We start from the raw sequence: 17,425 nt of genomic DNA, 5'->3' as shown, positions 1-17,425 counted from the left end.
TAGTTTTTTCCTTATGTTGGCTATGGGGATAACTTCCACAAGGATTTTCTATGAGTCGATTTATTCAGGCAAAGCCTTTTAAGGCGATAACCACCTTCATAGAAGGTGGTTTTTAGTTAAAAATAAAAGTGCGGTCATAAAATTGAATGAATTTTTGACCGCACTTATGATCCCCCACCTCATTTTGTTCACCTAAAAGTTCATTGACGAATAACCTTGTTGGTTATACCGTATATCAATCTCTCCTTTAAGAAAATCAATATGAAACTTGATACAACTATTGCGCAAAAAATCGTTAAACGTGCGATGCAAATTATTCACTATTCCGTGAACGTGATGAATGACGATGGCGTGATTATTGCCTCCGGTAATCCTGAACGTTTGTCGCAACGACATACCGGTGCAGTATTGGCATTGAGGGAAAATCGGATGGTGGAAGTGGATCTACACTTAGCACAAAAATGGAATTTTGAAGCCCAGCCGGGGATTAATCTTCCCATTCATTATTTGGGAAAAGCAATTGGCGTAGTGGGGATTTCCGGTGAGCCTATGCAAGTGAAACAATATGCGGAATTGGTAAAAATGACAGCGGAATTGATTGTGGAACAGCATGCATTATTGGAGCAAGAAAGATGGCGGCATCGGTATAAAGAAGAGTTTATTTTACAGTTATTGCATGGCAATTTGAGTTGGCAAGAAATTGAACAACAAGCTAAATTTTTTGCTTTTGACTTAACTCAATCCCGTGTGGTGATTTTGATCAAATTGCTACACTCGAATCCTGATTCATTACAGCATTTGATCAATTATTTAGAACAACCCGAATTTGCACAAGATGTGGCGATTTTATCACTTGATCAGGTTGTCGTGTTAAAAACGCTGTCGATTTCAACCGCACTTTCTCAACAAATAAAAACCTTACTACCGGTAGATTACACAAAACAGGACTACAAAATTGCCGTAGGCGCAAGTTTGAATATGCCTTTATCTGAGCAACTTCCCCTTTCTTTTCAAAGCGCACAAAGTACTTTAGCTTACGGTATGAAGCATCATCCGAGAAAAAATCTTTATCGCTTTGAGGAATATCGTTTGCCGGTATTATTGACCGATTTATCCTCTTCTTGGCAAGGTAAGGAACTGTTAAAACCGGTTGCTCCTTTATTTGCCGAGGAAAACGCCATGCTTTATAAAACGTTACAACAATACTTCTGGGCAAATTGTGAGCTTCATCTCGCTGCCGAAAAATTATTCATTCATCCCAATACCCTACGTTACCGACTTTCTAAAATTGAGCAAATAACCGATTTATCTTTCAATAAGATAGATGATGTATTGACCTTTATTTAGAGGCATTGCTAGAATATTGATTTGTTTAAAATCACAAAGTACGGCAGATTTGACCGCACTTTTTTGTTCATATGAATAAAGCAATTTTTTGTTAAACAAGAAATAATCTTTCCGATCTTATCATTTAGGAGGAGAGAAACTATGACAACCGTATCTGCTTTTGGGGCATTGGTGGCATTAGTCGTCGCCATTTTTCTGATTTTGAAAAAAGTACCGCCTGCTTATGGAATGTTAGTGGGGGCATTGGTGGGAGGCTTGGTTGGCGGTGTGGATTTATCGCAAACTGTGACCTTAATGATCGGTGGCGCACAAGGGATCACCACTGCCGTAATGCGTATTTTGGCTGCCGGTGTGTTAGCCGGTGTATTGATTGAATCCGGTGCGGCAAATAGTATTGCAGAGAGCATTACCAATAAACTCGGTGAAACCCGTGCCTTATTGGCGTTGGCATTAGCCACAATGATTTTAACGGCAGTCGGGGTATTTGTGGATGTAGCGGTGATTACCGTTTCGCCGATCGCCTTAGCTTTGGCTCGCCGTACCGATTTATCCAAAGCAGCGATTTTATTGGCGATGATTGGTGGGGGGAAAGCGGGCAATATTATGTCACCAAACCCCAATGCCATTGCGGCGGCGGATACTTTCCATTTACCACTGACCTCTGTGATGATGGCAGGCGTTATTCCGGCAATATTTGGGTTAATACTCACTTATTTCTTGGCAAAACGACTTATCAATAAAGGATCAAAAGTGACGGATCAAGAAGTGGTGATGGCTGAAAGTCAAAATCTTCCTTCATTTTCTACCGCACTTGTCGCACCGTTGGTGGCGATTTTATTACTTGCCCTTCGTCCTTTGTTTGATATTAAAGTGGATCCCCTTATCGCCTTGCCGCTAGGTGGCTTAATCGGTGCGCTTTGTATGGGAAAATTGCGCCAAGCGAACAGCTATGCCATTAGCGGTTTAGGTAAAATGGCTCCGGTGGCGATTATGTTACTTGGCACGGGCGCATTAGCAGGCATTATTGCCAATTCCGGTTTGAAAGATGTGTTGATTCAAGGATTGGAACATTCCGGCTTGCCTTCCTACATTCTTGCACCGATTTCAGGGGCATTAATGTCGCTTGCCACTGCTTCTACTACCGCAGGGACAGCGGTTGCCTCTAATGTCTTCAGCAGTACCTTATTGGAACTTGGCGTGAGTAGCCTTGCCGGTGCAGCGATGATTCATGCCGGGGCAACAGTGTTTGATCATATGCCTCACGGCTCTTTTTTCCACGCCACCGGCGGCAGTGTGAATATGGAAATGAAAGAGCGTTTAAAACTTATTCCTTACGAAAGTGCGGTCGGTTTGATTATGACCATTGTTTCAACCTTAATTTTCGGTGTATTTAACTTATTCTAATCAAGGAGTTCAAAATGAAAATTGTGATTGCCCCCGATTCTTTTAAAGAGAGTTTAACTGCACTTGAAGTGGCAACCGCCATTGAAATCGGCTTTAAACGTGTTTTTCCTGATGCGGAATATGTGAAATTGCCTATGGCGGACGGTGGAGAGGGAACCGTCCAATCTTTAGTGGATGCCACACAAGGTAAAATTATCGAAGCTGAAGTCACCGCACCCTTGGGGGAAAAAATCAAAAGTTTCTTTGGCTTATCCGGTGATGGTAAAACTGCCATTATTGAAATGGCGGCAGCTTCCGGGTTGCATTTAGTGCCACCGGAAAAACGTAACCCATTAATCACCACCAGCTATGGTACCGGAGAATTGATTAAATATGCCCTTGATCTCGGTGTGGAAAAATTCATTCTTGGTATTGGCGGCAGTGCCACCAACGATGGCGGTGTGGGAATGTTACAAGCCTTAGGTATGCAGTGTTTAGATGCGCAAGGCAAACAAATTGAATTTGGTGGTGCACAACTCATCAACCTCGCCAGAATTGATGCGAAAGAGTTAGATCCACGTTTGCAAAATGTGCATATTGAGGTGGCCTGTGATGTGAATAACCCTCTTTGCGGTGAACGTGGTGCTTCGGCGATTTTTGGTCCACAAAAAGGGGCAACACCGGAGATGGTGCAACAACTTGATCGTGCATTAGCGCACTTTGCAGAGATTGCTAAACGGGATTGCGGTAAGGATATTGCTGAACAGGCAGGTGCAGGGGCGGCAGGCGGAATGGGTGGCGGTTTGCTGTTATTGCCAAATGCACAACTCAAAGCAGGTGTCCAAATTGTATTAGACACACTCAATCTCGCTCACTATGTGCAAGATGCGGATTATGTGATTACCGGTGAAGGGCGAATGGATGCACAAAGTATTATGGGCAAAACCCCAATTGGTGTCGCACGCACGGCAAAACAATTTAACAAACCTGTTATTGCTATTGTCGGCTGTCTGCGTGAAGACTATGACGTGGTGTTTGCTCATGGCATTGATGCGGTGTTCCCGATTATCCGTCAATTAGGGACGTTAGAGGATATTCTCAAACAAGGCGAACAAAACTTAATTTCTGCCGCACAAAATGTGGCGAGGGTGCTGGCATTGAAGTAGTTTTGTGAGACGTCCCATAGTGATGTTGGGGTATTATGTAGCAAAAGTGCGGTTATTTTTAACCGCACTTTTTTAACCTCTCGGATGAAACCTTTCATGCAAGCGTTTCAATCGTTCTTTTGCAACGTGGGTATAAATTTGCGTGGTGGATAAATCGCTGTGTCCGAGTAGCATTTGTACCACCCGTAAATCCGCGCCGTGGTTCACTAAGTGAGTCGCGAAGGCGTGGCGAAGCACGTGGGGAGATAGGATATCGCCATCAATATCGGCTAAAATCGCATAATGTTTTACTCGGTGCCAAAAGGTTTGGCGGGTCATTTGTTGGGCGCGTTGGCTGGGAAACACAATATCCGAGCTTTGTCTGTTTAATAACACAGGGCGACCATAAAGCATAAATTGACGAATCCAATATGCCGCTTCTTCCCCCATGGGTACAATACGTTCCTTATTGCCTTTACCAATCACCCGCACTACGCCTTGTTGCACGCTCATATTTTCCATCGTAAGTGAAACCAATTCCGTAACACGCAAACCCGTAGCGTAAAGCAATTCCAACATGGCTTTATCACGCAGTTCCAAAGGAATATCCACATCAGGCGTATTCAATAAATCACTGACTTGTTGCTCGCTTAAATATTTTGGCAAACGGCTGGGTAATTTGGGCGAGCTAAGAATAGCACTGGGATCATCAGTACGATATTTTTCACGGTATAGATATTGAAATAATTTCCGCATTGCACTGAGCATTCGAGCGATACTCGTCGCTTTATAGCCCTGTTCCACCCTCTCCCCAAGAAAGCCTTGTAAATCCACCGCATCTAAGGTTTCCAAGGAAAGATTGTTTTTATCTAACCAATCGCAAAGCGCGGTCAGATCTAAGCGGTAAGATTGCACCGTGTTTTCCGAAAGCCCTTTTTCGATCCAATATTCATTGAGGAATAAATCAACTAATGCCGTGTTTTTCATTGTGTCATCCTCTCTATGATTAATTTGCCTTCACCAAAAAGGCATCCAATTTGCGTGGAATGATGAAAAATGATGCTGCGGCAATACCGCTCATCAGTAAGAACGTCATTGTCGGTGAAATCGGGTAAATGAGACCTGAAATTGCGGTGAAAAGGGCGATAAGTGCACCATTTGATAAACCATTGTACAAACCTTGTAATTTAGCAATATGATTTTGTGGTTGTGTGGTGATATAACGCACAATGGCATAATGACAAACGGCATAGGTGAGGCTGTGTGCCAGTTGGAGCGGTAAAATTTGCCAAAAGGTGTTTGCGTAAGCCAAACCTGCCCAACGTAAAATACTCACGAAAGCAGAGAGAAAGAAAATACGGCTCACCGACCAATTTTGGAATAAGCGCCGTGAAAAGAAGAACAACAAAATTTCTGCTAATACGCCAATGCCCCACAGCAAGCTGGTTTGTGGTACGGAAATGTTGATGCTCGTCCAATAGATCGTGCTATAAACATAATACGCGGCGTGAGCCCCCTGTATTAGCCCCACAGCAAGCATAATACGTAAAGTAGTTGGATTTTTTAATAGGGCTAAAAAGCTGATTTGGCTTGATACTCCTTCTTCTAAAGACTCGTCTTTCGGAGGAATACTTGGGGTTAACAATTGAATGAAGGCATAAAATAACAAAAGTGCGGTTAAAATCCATACAATATTTTGTTCGCCCAGCCAACCAATCATTCCACCAAAAACGACCACACCTAAAATAAATGCGATAGAACCGATTAACCGTACCTTGCCGTAATCCAACCCAATTTGACGTTGCCACGTGGAAGCCAACGAATCACCAATGGGCATACCGGCAGAATTAACCATGGCAAAAAGCCCAATAGCGGAAAACAGCAACCAAAAATTGTGGGCGACCAAACTCATTGTCGCCATAATAATGGCTGAAGCTAACGCCAGTAAACGTAAAGAATTGATGATGTGATCGGCTTTTTTAATTAAAGAGGAGAAAAATAATCCGCCAATAAAACGAAAAATATAGGCACTGCCAATGACCAATCCAATCATTTCTTCACCATATTGTTGTGATTTCAACCAAGCAGGAAAAAACGGCAAAAAGACACCATAAGCACAATAGTAGCCAAGAAAGCTCAGGGCGAGCCAGTAAAAGGGACGAATTTGCATTAGAATAAGGTTTCCATTTCTTGTGAGCGTGCAACACAGGCTTGCATAGCTTCCGCCACAGTTTGATTAAATTGCCGCTGATTAAATACATCTAATGCAGCGGCTGTTGTTCCCCCTTTTGAGGTGACATTTTCTCTTAAGGTAGAAAGGGATATTTGCGGGTTTTCCTCCACCATTTTTGCCGCGCCCAGCATAGCTTGTTGCACAAACTGACGGGCAATGTCAGCATCTATATTCATTTCAATCAATGTTTGCTGCATGGCTTCCAACGTTAAAAAGAAATACGCCGGACTACTACCTGAGGCAGCGGTAACGGCATGCATTTGATTTTCCTCTTTCACCCACAGGGTTTTGCCTACTGCATTTAATAAGGCTTGGGCAAAAGTGCGGTCGGTTTCCGCCGTATTTTCAGGGGCAAATAATCCCGACATCCCTTCCCCCACTAATGCTGGAGTATTAGGCATCACTCGCACGATGGATTTTGTGCTAGGAATAAGGGCTTGTAATCGGGGCGTAGAAATACCTGCGGCAATCGAAATCAGTAATTTATCGGAAAAATCCACCGCACTTAGTGGAGCACAGACTTCTGCCATCATTTGTGGTTTCACGGCAAGTAAAACAACTTCCGCACGAGCTACGCTTTCTACATTATTTTCTGCCGTTTGCACGCCCAGTTTGGCGAAATATGCCCGTTTTTCTTCATTGGGGTCATTTACAATGATTTGTGTCGCCGGATAACCTTGTTTCAATAAACCCAGCACAATCGCCTGAGCCATATTTCCGCCGCCAATAAAGGTGATTAATTTTTGTTGCATCATTTTTTCCCATCAGTTTATAGGCTACAATATGGGCTATTTTACCCGATTATGAAGGATCTGTACGATGTGGTTTAAAAATTTAATGAGTTATAGGCTCACCAAGCCTTTGGAATGGGAACGCAATCAACTTCAAACACAGCTTGAAAGCTGTCAATTTCATCCTTGTGGCGCACAAGATCAAAGTAAATTCGGCTGGGGGTATCCGTTGCGGGATTCGGATTTACTCTATTTTTCCGTGGGCAATCACATTTTATTAGTAGCAAAAAAGGAAGAAAAAATCCTACCGGAAAACGTGGTGAAACGTGAGTTGGATGAGCGCATTGAAAGTTTGGAACAGAAAGAAAACCGCAAATTGAAAAAGGTGGAAAAACAAACCTTAAAAGATGATGTGGTGATGAATCTATTGCCACGCGCTTTCAGTAAAAATCAACATACCGCTTTATGGATTGATACGGAAAATCAGCTGATTCACGTGGATTCCGCCTCAAGCAAACGGGCGGAAGATGCTTTAGCCTTATTGCGAAAATCCCTTGGCTCTTTGCCTGTTGTGCCGTTAGCCTTTGCTAATGAACCTAGCATCGTGATGACAAATTGGATCACACAAGATAGCCTACCACACTGGCTGATAGCCCTTGAAGAAGCCGAACTGCGTGGCAGCCAAGAAGATAGTGTGATTCGTTGCAAAAAACAACCCCTTGAAAACGATGAAATTCTAGCCCTTTTACAAGAGGGCAAAAAAGTCGTGAGCAAACTGGCATTGGAATGGGAAGACACTCTCACCTTTGTCTTTCATGAGGATTGTACTCTTAAACGCTTAAAATTTGCCGATACAGTGCGTGAAAAAAATGACGATATTTTACAAGAAGATTTCGCCCAACGATTTGATGCGGATTTTGTCTTGATGACAGGCATTCTTAGCAAACTCACTGAAAATTTATTAGACGAATTCGGTGGTGAAAAGGCGAAATTATAACGGAAAAGTGCGGTTAAAAATGACCGCACTTTGTTCGATCTTGCCTATTCTGACTTTAGGTTAAATGAGAGGCTTTGTTTTGAGCAGTTAAAACTTGAAGTTTACGCAAAATAAAGCTTAGCACTACGCCATAAGCCGGCACAAATAACAAGATACCAATAAATAGTTTGAACAAATAATCTACAAAACCAAGCTGCATCCAATGTTCAGCCATGAATGTGTCCGTGCTTTGGTAAAATGCCACGCCGAAAAATACGAAAGTGTCGGCTAGAGAGCCAAAGAGCATAGAACTGCTTGGGGCGATCCACCATGTTTTAAGTCGTCGTAATCGGTTGAATACTGACACATCCAATAATTGTCCTACCACATAAGCCAAAAAGCTGGCAAGTGCAATACGGAAGACGAATATGTCAAAATTTCTTAACGCCCCTATACCCTGATATTGGGAATCGGAAAACAGCACTGAGATGACATAACTCACAATTAACGCCGGAATCATCACGATAAAAATAATCCAACGGGCTTCTTTTGCACCGAATACACGTACGGTTAAATCAGTGGCAAGAAAAATAAAGGGAAATGTAAGTGTTCCCCAGGTGCTGTGAAAAGAAAAGTCTTCTGCGGCACCAAGTGCGGTCAGTTTTAGGGTTATTTCAAAGGGGATTTGCACTAAATAATTGCTGGCAGCAATGATTAGAATATGGAAAAAACTTAACCAAATTAAGGCGTTGCGCTTTTGTTGCGCGTTAAAAATAGAATGTTGAATTTTCATGTTTTACCTTTTTAATTTACTGGAAATTCGGGGTGAGGGAACCCGAGTTAAAATTAGGGCTTGAATCTTACTCAGATTTAGCGGGATTGCAAGTAAAGATAGGAAAAGAGGGATTCAATTTATAGATCTGCCTGCTAGCTGGTAGTCAGGGGAATAGCAATAATTTTATTTCTTTTATTGAAAGCGCGTTCTTACATTTCTCTTAAATATCTGCTTTTGTGAGTTTGCTACATAAAAGTGAAGAAATCTTGTTTTCTTCCCTTTGTAAAAGCCTCAAAAAATAAGGCTAACTTTTTGGGTTAGCCTTTATATTGTCAATTATGGAGTGATTACCATTGATAACCTACGCCAACAGAGCCACCAAGATCGCCACGGCTATTTACATTACCTTGTAATTTCAAGATAAGTTTACCATTATCACTTACACGGGAGTAACCCACTGCAACTGCACTTTGACCTTTGAAAGTACCTGCGGATGCCGCTACCATTGATTTACCTGGAATGTAAACTTGTGGTAAGCCTGCTGCTGCATTCGCTCCCGCGATACCACCACGGAGATCTTTGTTCATCTTATTCATACGGTTGTTTATGTTGCCAACAGTGCCTTTCAACTGACCGACATTGACTGCATCAGTACTTGCAGTACCGGCTGCAACATTTGTTACTTTTGTTGGTGAACCATCTGCTTTAGACACTTTCACATCGCCGTTTGCATCCCCACCAACGATTGGATCTTTGTCCCCGCCAACCTGAACATTTTCAAATACAGGTTTCGCTGATGTCGCAATAGTAATATCTTTTCCGGAACGTGTAATCACAACGTTTTTACCTGCATTGATATTTACCTTGCTACCAGGATTTACACGAGTAGGTGCTGTATCACCGATAACTTCACCACCAACACTGGCAGAGTTTAGCTCCCAACCGGAACCGTTAATTGCACTTGCAACATCTTCAATAGTTGCAAGCGGTTTCGAACCGTTTGCATTGTTAAATTCAGCTTTACCGGTTGTCGTATTCGCATACACATTACCGGCTGCGTTATTTGCCATCTGAGTTGCATCAACTCTCACCGTAATATTACGTGTACCGTTAGCATCTGTTGAACCCGTTACTGTAACGGCACCATCACCACTGAATTTCACATGATTTGCATTTTTCACCGTATCAACGTAACCGTTACCGCTTGTTTCAACAACCCACCCCATGTTTTGTAGGTCACGCACTGTTGCTGCTGAATCTGGTGTTGTTGCATTAGTTAAGTCAACTAATGTTTTATTTTCAACCGGTGTTGATGCATTACCATCCGGGTTAGTTACAACATTTGTCGTATTCAGTGTAGAGCCTACGCCTGTGATTTGCGTTGGTTTACCATCTGTCGTGATATTCAGCGCATTTTTCGGAGCCTCTTGGTTGTTAGTTGCCGGTTTCGCCTCTTCAGCATTGAAATCTACTTTCGGTGCTGTTGGGTTCGATACATTGCCTACAGTTAATGCCGTTGCATTTGCGTGGTTCACCGTAATGTTGTTATCTAACGCATAAGTGAATGTGCCGTTCTCTTGTTTCACACGAAGGTTTTTACCCGCATTGAATGTGATAGTATCACCAGCTTTCACTTTATAGTTATCTTTACCGACTTGATCGACAAAGTCTGTATCATCTCTGCCAATCGTTGCTTTAAATGACGCATTGTTCACTAAGTTTGCCACTTCACTTGCGTTTAATAACAGGTCAGGTTGTGTAACTTTCACCGTACCATTGTCATTTACCGCCCCCGTTGTGGTGTTCACTTTCACGCCTTTCGGTGTTACCGCAATGGTGTTATCCGCCGATTTGATGTCATAAGTTACATTGAAGGTATCCGGTTGACCATTTTCACCTTTTGTAACCGTTACCTTCGCTTTCGTACCATTGCCATCAACGTAGTTAACTGTATCACCTGGATTTACCAGTGCTTTCTCACCATCGGTCGTATTCATGAACCAACCTGTGTTATTAACAGTTTTGGCAACATCTTCTACTGTTGCAAGTGGTTTAGTATTGTTGTGGTTATCGAACTCTGCTTTACCGGTTGTACTGTTCGCAGACACATTACCTGTTGCATTATTTGCTACTGCGGTCGCATTCACATTAAATGAGATATTCGCACCACCTTTGTCATTCGCAACAACCGTTGATGTGATCGTATTAGAATCTACAAAGTTTACTTGCTCATCAGGTGAAATACGTTCAACCACAGCACCACTTGCATTACCTAGTTTCCAACCTGCATTTACATAATTGTTTAATTGCTCAAACGCTTCCGTGATGTTAGTTGCCGATGCTGCTGGTATTGTATAGTTCTCACTAGGTGCTAAACCTGTAGTATTTAATACACGCTCAAATCCTTCAACTTTACCTGTTGTTGTATTAAACGTTGTATTACCACCAAAAATGTTTTTAATTGAATCACCCACGCTATACAACTGGATACCATTTGCGACACCTGTAATCTTATCACCATTCACATTTAAGCCTTTAGGACCTGATGTGATATTCGTTGAGTGATTTGGATCAGAAACATTACCTACCGTTAATGTTGTCGTGTTTGTATGAGTAAACGTTACATTATCCGTGGTCGAAATATTAAAGGTTTTACCATTTTGTTCAATTTTAATATTTTTACCTGCGTTGTAAACCACTGTATCACCAGCTTTGATTGGCTCTGAGCCAGTACTGCTAAACTCACCATTTGTACCAGTTACATTACCTGCAGTCGCATTCCAATGTACATTATTGATAGTATTAACAATATCACCTACGGTTGCAATTTTATTACTGTTATCAACTTGGTTACCCGCTTGATCTACAGTGGTCGCATTTGCTTTACCGTCAGTTACGGTCGAGTTACCTGTTACTTGATTAACAATGTTAGTTGCATTTGCAACTAATTTACCGTCAACTACTTTAATGGTACTGTCGTCTACGTTCACATTGTACGTCACGTTGCTTACCGTACCGTTTGCTTCAGTCTCAACAATTGCTGTGGTCGCTGTACCATTCACAAAGTTTACTGAGTCATACGGTTTCACAAAATCACGTGCTTGACCATTATTTTGTAAGTTCCAACCTGAATTCAGGATATCGCCTACTGTCGCTGCGTTCGTAATGTTCAAGTTTGACGGTAACGTTTGTGATTTAGTAATCTCATCACCAACTTTGTACTCATCATTGTTATTCGTGTTCGGTAAATTAGGGTTTAAACCGCTAATCGTGCCGTTAGTAATAGTATGTTACCCACAGTGACATTACCCGCTGTGATATTACCTACGTCAATATCTCTAGATAAGCCAAACGCAATCGTTTTGCCTGTTTGGTTAACCACTAAGTTTTTACCCGCAACAAAATCAAGCGTATCACCCGCTTTTACCATCGTTGTGCCGTTAGCTGCTTCAATTTGCTCATCTTTGTTTGTTGCATTCACTGTGTGGAATACGTTATTCACTAAGTTAGTGATTGTGGTTGCATTTAACGTATCACCACCTTTCGTTGCATCCGGTAATTCCGCTTTACCTGTTGTGGTATTTGCAACTGCGTTGGTCGTATTCACATCGTAAGTCACATTGAAGGTATCCGGATTACCGTTTTCACCCTTAGTTACTGTGACATTTGCTTTTGTGCCATTACCATCGACATAGTTAACCGTGTCGCCTGGGTTCACTAATACATCTGTTACATCGTTACCATTTGCATCTTTCGCGTTCGTTTTCCAACCACTGCCATTGATTGCATTAGCAACATCTTCGACTTTCGCAATCGTACCGTTAGTAGTATTGAAGTCCGCTTTACCTGTGGTAGTGTTTGCTGTGACATCACCGGTTTTCACACTTACTGTCCCGTTGTTGGCTGTTGTCGTTGTGTTATCGCCGTTAATGATATTGCTTACATTCGCTTTTAATCGACCGTTCTCATCTAATACGATGGTTGCGTTATCGTATTTCGCTGTTACGGTAATTTTGCGAATATCTCCATCATTTGAACCACTTACCGTAATTGCATCGCCACCCATAAAGTCAACTTTGTTCGCATTTTTCACGGTGTTGGTGTAGTTGTTGTCAGACGCATTCACCACCCAACCTAAATTGGTTAAGTCGCGCACCGTTGCCGCTGAATTGAGAGTATTATCCGGTAGGTTAGTAAGATTAACTAACTTGTCGTTACCTGTTGTACCTGCTTTCGTAATATTACCTGATACATCTTTCTCATCACCAGTGTGGGTTGGTACATCACTGACATTCAAGACTGAACCTACGCCTGTGATTTGAGTTGGTTTATCACTGGTTGTGATATTCAACGCAAACTCAGGTTGATTGGTGGCATTGTTATTCGTTGCTGGTTTCGCCGCTTCCGCATTAAAGTTTACTTTTGGTGCTGTCGGATTCGATACATTACCTACCGTTAATGTCGTTGTATTTGCGTGGTTCACTGTGATGTTTTCACTTAAACCGTAAGTGATGTTATGACCATCCTGGTTAATCTCTAGGTTTTTACCCGCTTTATAGGTAACCGTATCACCTGCTTTTACTGGTTTGCTATTATGTCCACCGCTTGTGACTTGCTCATCATTTTTCGCTGTTGTGACATTAAATGACGCATTGTTCACCAAGTTTGCCACTTCACTTGGGTTTAATAACAAGTTAGGTTTCTCAACTGTCACTGTACCATTGTCATTTACCGAACCCGTTGTAGTGTTTGCTTTCACGCCTTCCGATGTTACCGCAATTGTCTCATCCGCCGGTTTGATGTCGTAGCTTACGTTTACCGTATCTTTGCCATCTTGACCTTGCGTCACAGTTACATTCGCTTTCGTACCATTACCGTTTACGTAATTTACTTGGTCACCTGGATTGATGAGTTGGTCTGTAGGGTTGTTAACTTCATTTCCGTCTTTATCAAATACTTTTGTTGGGGTAGTTTTCCAACCGCTGCCATTGATTGCACCTGCAACATCTTCTACTTTCGCAATTGTACCGTTAGTTGTATTGAAGTCCGCTTTACCCGTGGTGGTGTTTGCTGTGACATCACCGGTTTTCACACTTACTGTACCGTTGTTGGCTGTTGTCGTTGTGTTATCGCCGTTAATGATATTGCTTACATTCGCTTTTAATCGACCGTTCTCATCTAATACGATGGTTGCGTTATCGTATTTCACGTTAAACGTGATATTTGATAGCTTACCGTCTTTATTATCAACAACATCTGTCGCCGTACCGTTAGCAAAATTCACCGTATCGTATGCAGCAACAAAGTCTTTCTCCACTCCATTACCTTGGAGGTTCCAACCTGTATTTAAGACATCTTGCACTGTCGCTGCTTCTTTACGATTGTCGTCAGTTAAAGTAGTCGGGGCATCTTGTTTGTTAACATCGCTACCATTCGGGTTAGCCACTTTGCTTGTATCCGGTAAATGGCTGGTTAAGTTAGATAATGTATTTGAATCCAATGAACTAATTGTAATTGAACCATCGCTGTTAGTCGTAAGGTTAATATTATTACCGGCTGTATAAACCGGGCTTGAAATATTTACTAACGTTTTATTATCAGCTGTCTTGCTCACATTAACTGTGGTTGCACCACTACCTATAAAATCAACACGATCCCCAAAGCGAACATTATTTACACCATTGCCCGAGTGATCTGTTTGATCACCTATCGTCCAGCTCCCTGTTGCCAAAACGTGATATAACTGGCTACCATTAATAGCATCTGTTGAATTTTCAGTAATACGACCCGCAGCAACATTTTGAACTTGTCGTTCTCCCCCATTCTTACCCACAGAGACGACATAGTTAGTATCATTATTCACACCTGCAAAGCCACTGTAATTTATCCCATTTACACTGGCACTATTTGTTGGTGTCGCTGCGGACGTTATCGCATCAGCACCAAGTGCTACAGAGTCAGCTAAGGTAGCATTTGCACGAGCCCCTAGAGCTGTAGCATTTGCTGCTCCTGATATAGTAGCTCCCACACCAAGAGCGGTTCCGTCTTTACTGTTTTCTACTTTCGAATTACGACCACCAGAAAATCCACCTTCACTATTTAGAACGTTTGCACCAGGTCCAACCGCTGTCGCTGAAACGGAGCCATTAACTACAGCAAATGTACCTAAAGCCACACCGGATCGACTGCTATCTACCTTAGCATTACGTCCTAAAGCTGTTGCCTGTTGTGAACCTAAAATATTCGTATATGGACCAACTGTGACACCGAATTCGCTATTATCTACATTAGCATTACGTCCCACTGCAACAGAATTGTTACTAACATTTGCTTTTGCATATGTACCAACGACCGTAGAAGCAACACTATCTAAAGCTTTGGCATTACGTCCCACTGCAATCGCCTGTTCTGAGCGATTTATTTCAGACCAAGGACCTACATTAGTAGCAAGTTGAGAATTATCAACTTTCCCATGAGGACCAATATTTATTGCACCATAACTCTGATTAGTAATCGTATTTGTACCAACACTTGAACTATAACCACTATTTGTTACATTTACACCATAAGATCCTATGGCACTTTCATAATCACTGTTAGTTACATTACCGCGATTCCCCACCAAAATACCACGAGCACTCGCATTTACATTACTACGCGAACCGACCTGAACACCTTGCTCTGATTTCGTCACATTAGATTGAGAACCAATAACGTAACCTTCTAAACTTGCATTATCAACCTTTGAGAAACGCCCTAATGTAACAGACTGCATTGAACCAGCCTCTGAACTTTGACCTATTGAGATACTATAACGCCCAGTTGGTCTCGCAACCCACTCGCCACTATATTCAAGTCTGGTTACCTCTGTGTTATAGGTTTTTGATAATGATCCCCCTATAGGGACATAATCTAATAATGCACCGGTGTTACTATCGTAAACATAGAGCGGCTTAGTTGCATTAGTTACATTAACCTCTTTATCCTTACCCTCACCAAGGAATTTTACTTGCCCTGGTGCAATGCCTATTGAATATTCCCCCATTGGGTTACCAAATGGATCTTTTTGCACCACGATTTCTGGTGCTTTTGTGCCTGCTGAGTTAGAACCCCATATCACAGCATCACCAGATATTGCAGCCTGAGCCGTACTCCCTAATAACGTTGCACCTGCTGTTGTCAAAGAAATAGCTAAAAGGGAAATTTTTTTTCCGGAAGAGGATTTTGATTTTCCCTTAGTCTTACTTAATTCAGACACAGCTATCCAAGATTGTGTAGCGTGATTCCAAATGACTCGGAAAATTTTATTCATAAATGTTCACCTATTTAATGTAATATTGTAACTTTTCTTTACTTTGGAAAGTAATTTATATGTGACTTCCTCACGTTGGTGTAAAAGCCTCATCCGACACCGAGTGAAAATTAATGATATCTTCCACTCAACCTTCCACAGTGTTATAATCCAACCGATTTTAAGGGCTCTTACAACAAGGAGCTTGTGGGAACAGTGTATCTATCCATGATTGCCTTAGATAACTTGCTATGCATCTTTTCCATGTTGCCACTTGCTTTATCTGTCTTAATCCAAACTCCACAACTGTATTGGGAACAAAAACATTGACACGGCAAATGTGCCCGTTGAAAGTATTAAGCCTAAAAGTGTCAATAAAGTATGTTTTTCATCACGTAGTCCTTTTGATTTTGATACCAATAGCAAATATGATACGAAATAGAATTGGCATAATGTAGCTACTGCAGGTGGTTATTGCCCATACTATTAGTGGGTGTTTCAACGACAAACAAAGAAAATGAGTGTAAACGAGAAGATTCGAAAAATCCGAGAAGCAAAGAAATGGTCTCAGGAGCAAATGGCAGAAAAACTAAATATGTCGCTAAATGGCTATGCGAAAATTGAGCGTGGAGAGAGTAAAATTTATTTGTATAAGCTTGAACAAATCGCCCATGTGTTTGGTATTGATATAGTAGAGCTAATGCAGTTTGATGGTAAAAAATATTTGTTTTCAGATAAACGAGAACTCATATTTGAGTACGAATTATTACGGTGATAATGAAGCTTTAATGATTGAAAATGAGAGGCTAAAATTATCGTTATCGTACAATCAACAGCTATTAGAGCAGAAGGATAATGAGATCCAACTTCTTAAAGAGATGGTTTCTCTATTAAAACAAGATAAACAATCATAATTTGATCTTCTATAGATAAATTGATTAAAGCAGTCTTTAAGAGTGTTATTAGAATAAAATATGAGTGTTTTCTTTATTTTGTTTAGGCTGAATTTGATGTTCATATTCTAAACGGAAAGCACTCGCTGTTGTTATAACTTGTCATCTCTAGTTTATCTTCTGCCTATCATTCCTACTCGAACCGTTTTAAAGTCCGATTCGATTTATCAAATATTCCCCTTTTCTTAATCTTGTAATGCAGATTTTTTCTTTTTATTCAATTATTTCTTGATTATATAGTTTATGCAGTTCATTTCCCGTTGTCTATTTGTGCTGCATCATAATCTTTTCTAATCGCTTTAAAATCAAAGTTAGGATCGATATGTCCTCAAGAAGATGTCGCAAATAGATAACCTGTGTATTTAAAAACTTTCGACTAGTTCCTTCAACTTGTAAGAAACGATAGTACTTACTTAAACAGCTCTAATATTTTCAAAATACGGTAGGTTTCGACATACATAATAAAATTTTCTACTAAATAGTTAATTCAATGGAGATTGTAGCGTTTCCATGTTATTAGGGCTTTGTGCAACTACTACATAATAACGTGGAAGTGTCAAAATACGATAAAAAATGACCGCACTTTTATTT

The 17,425-nt window shown here is 41.3% G+C and carries 10 protein-coding genes and 1 pseudogene; 5 read left to right on the top strand and 6 right to left on the bottom strand.

Annotated elements, in window-relative coordinates; translation table 11 throughout:
• Positions 1 to 261: 261 nt before the first annotated feature.
• The 3 genes from BKK47_RS04620 to BKK47_RS04610 all read left to right on the top strand — a co-directional run bounded on the left by BKK47_RS04620 (position 262) and on the right by BKK47_RS04610 (position 3,896).
• Positions 262 to 1,347 (top strand): CdaR family transcriptional regulator, encoded by a 1,086-nt coding sequence (locus BKK47_RS04620; protein WP_077493731.1) that lies wholly within the window; start codon positions 262 to 264, stop codon positions 1,345 to 1,347.
• 141 nt (positions 1,348 to 1,488) lie between these two features.
• Positions 1,489 to 2,751 (top strand): GntP family permease, encoded by a 1,263-nt coding sequence (locus BKK47_RS04615; protein WP_077493730.1) that lies wholly within the window; start codon positions 1,489 to 1,491, stop codon positions 2,749 to 2,751.
• Positions 2,752 to 2,765: 14 nt separating this feature from the next.
• Positions 2,766 to 3,896, top strand: coding sequence for a glycerate kinase (locus BKK47_RS04610; protein WP_077493729.1), 1,131 nt, complete (start codon positions 2,766 to 2,768; stop codon positions 3,894 to 3,896).
• A 72-nt stretch (positions 3,897 to 3,968) separates the two neighbouring features.
• Here BKK47_RS04610 and xerD read toward each other — a convergent pair whose 3' ends face one another.
• From xerD to proC, 3 genes are read right to left on the bottom strand one after another with little or no spacing between them, the layout of a single operon-like run.
• Positions 3,969 to 4,862: a site-specific tyrosine recombinase XerD gene (gene xerD / locus BKK47_RS04605; protein WP_077493728.1), complete on the bottom strand. Its 894-nt coding sequence runs from the start codon at positions 4,860 to 4,862 to the stop codon at positions 3,969 to 3,971.
• 19 nt (positions 4,863 to 4,881) lie between these two features.
• Positions 4,882 to 6,045: a 3-phenylpropionate MFS transporter gene (locus BKK47_RS04600; protein ID WP_077493727.1), complete on the bottom strand. Its 1,164-nt coding sequence runs from the start codon at positions 6,043 to 6,045 to the stop codon at positions 4,882 to 4,884.
• A complete protein-coding gene (gene proC, locus BKK47_RS04595; protein WP_077493726.1) occupies positions 6,045 to 6,860 on the bottom strand; it encodes a pyrroline-5-carboxylate reductase in 816 nt (271 codons plus the stop codon). The genes BKK47_RS04600 and proC overlap by 1 nt, the downstream gene beginning before the upstream one ends.
• A 67-nt stretch (positions 6,861 to 6,927) precedes the next feature.
• On the opposite strand from proC, the gene rdgC reads away from it, so the two are divergent.
• Positions 6,928 to 7,836, top strand: a complete 909-nt coding sequence (gene rdgC, locus BKK47_RS04590; RefSeq protein ID WP_077493725.1) for a recombination-associated protein RdgC — start codon at positions 6,928 to 6,930, stop codon at positions 7,834 to 7,836.
• Positions 7,837 to 7,891: 55 nt separating this feature from the next.
• On the opposite strand, the gene BKK47_RS04585 is transcribed toward rdgC, so the two are convergent.
• From BKK47_RS04585 to BKK47_RS04575, 3 genes are all read right to left on the bottom strand, one after another.
• On the bottom strand, positions 7,892 to 8,608 hold the full coding sequence (locus tag BKK47_RS04585; RefSeq protein WP_077493724.1) for a 7-cyano-7-deazaguanine/7-aminomethyl-7-deazaguanine transporter: 717 nt from the start codon (positions 8,606 to 8,608) through the stop codon (positions 7,892 to 7,894).
• Positions 8,609 to 8,937: 329 nt separating this feature from the next.
• Positions 8,938 to 11,763 (bottom strand): YadA family autotransporter adhesin, encoded by a 2,826-nt coding sequence (locus BKK47_RS04580; RefSeq protein ID WP_077493723.1) that lies wholly within the window; start codon positions 11,761 to 11,763, stop codon positions 8,938 to 8,940.
• An 83-nt stretch (positions 11,764 to 11,846) separates the two neighbouring features.
• A complete protein-coding gene (locus tag BKK47_RS04575) occupies positions 11,847 to 15,902 on the bottom strand; it encodes an ESPR-type extended signal peptide-containing protein (RefSeq protein WP_077493732.1) in 4,056 nt (1,351 codons plus the stop codon).
• A 496-nt stretch (positions 15,903 to 16,398) separates the two neighbouring features.
• Here BKK47_RS04575 and BKK47_RS04570 point away from each other — a divergent pair.
• Positions 16,399 to 16,795, top strand: a pseudogene (locus BKK47_RS04570) (helix-turn-helix domain-containing protein).
• Positions 16,796 to 17,425: the final 630 nt, after the last annotated feature.

It is taken from the genome of Rodentibacter mrazii (assembly GCF_001998825.1).
GTDB lineage: Bacteria > Pseudomonadota > Gammaproteobacteria > Enterobacterales > Pasteurellaceae > Rodentibacter > Rodentibacter mrazii.
Note: the sequence above shows the minus strand (reverse complement) of the source record. Positions and strands in the feature narration are given on the sequence as shown.

Excerpts from the sequence above, each read along its gene's own strand:
- BKK47_RS04620 (WP_077493731.1), top strand. The coding sequence starts at position 262 with ATGAAACTTGATACAACTATTGCGCAAAAAATCGTTAAACGTGCGATG.
- BKK47_RS04615 (WP_077493730.1), top strand. The coding sequence starts at position 1,489 with ATGACAACCGTATCTGCTTTTGGGGCATTGGTGGCATTAGTCGTCGCC.
- BKK47_RS04610 (WP_077493729.1), top strand. The coding sequence starts at position 2,766 with ATGAAAATTGTGATTGCCCCCGATTCTTTTAAAGAGAGTTTAACTGCA.
- xerD (WP_077493728.1), bottom strand. The coding sequence starts at position 4,862 with ATGAAAAACACGGCATTAGTTGATTTATTCCTCAATGAATATTGGATC.
- BKK47_RS04600 (WP_077493727.1), bottom strand. The coding sequence starts at position 6,045 with ATGCAAATTCGTCCCTTTTACTGGCTCGCCCTGAGCTTTCTTGGCTAC.
- proC (WP_077493726.1), bottom strand. The coding sequence starts at position 6,860 with ATGCAACAAAAATTAATCACCTTTATTGGCGGCGGAAATATGGCTCAG.
- rdgC (WP_077493725.1), top strand. The coding sequence starts at position 6,928 with ATGTGGTTTAAAAATTTAATGAGTTATAGGCTCACCAAGCCTTTGGAA.
- BKK47_RS04585 (WP_077493724.1), bottom strand. The coding sequence starts at position 8,608 with ATGAAAATTCAACATTCTATTTTTAACGCGCAACAAAAGCGCAACGCC.
- BKK47_RS04575 (WP_077493732.1), bottom strand. The coding sequence starts at position 15,902 with ATGAATAAAATTTTCCGAGTCATTTGGAATCACGCTACACAATCTTGG.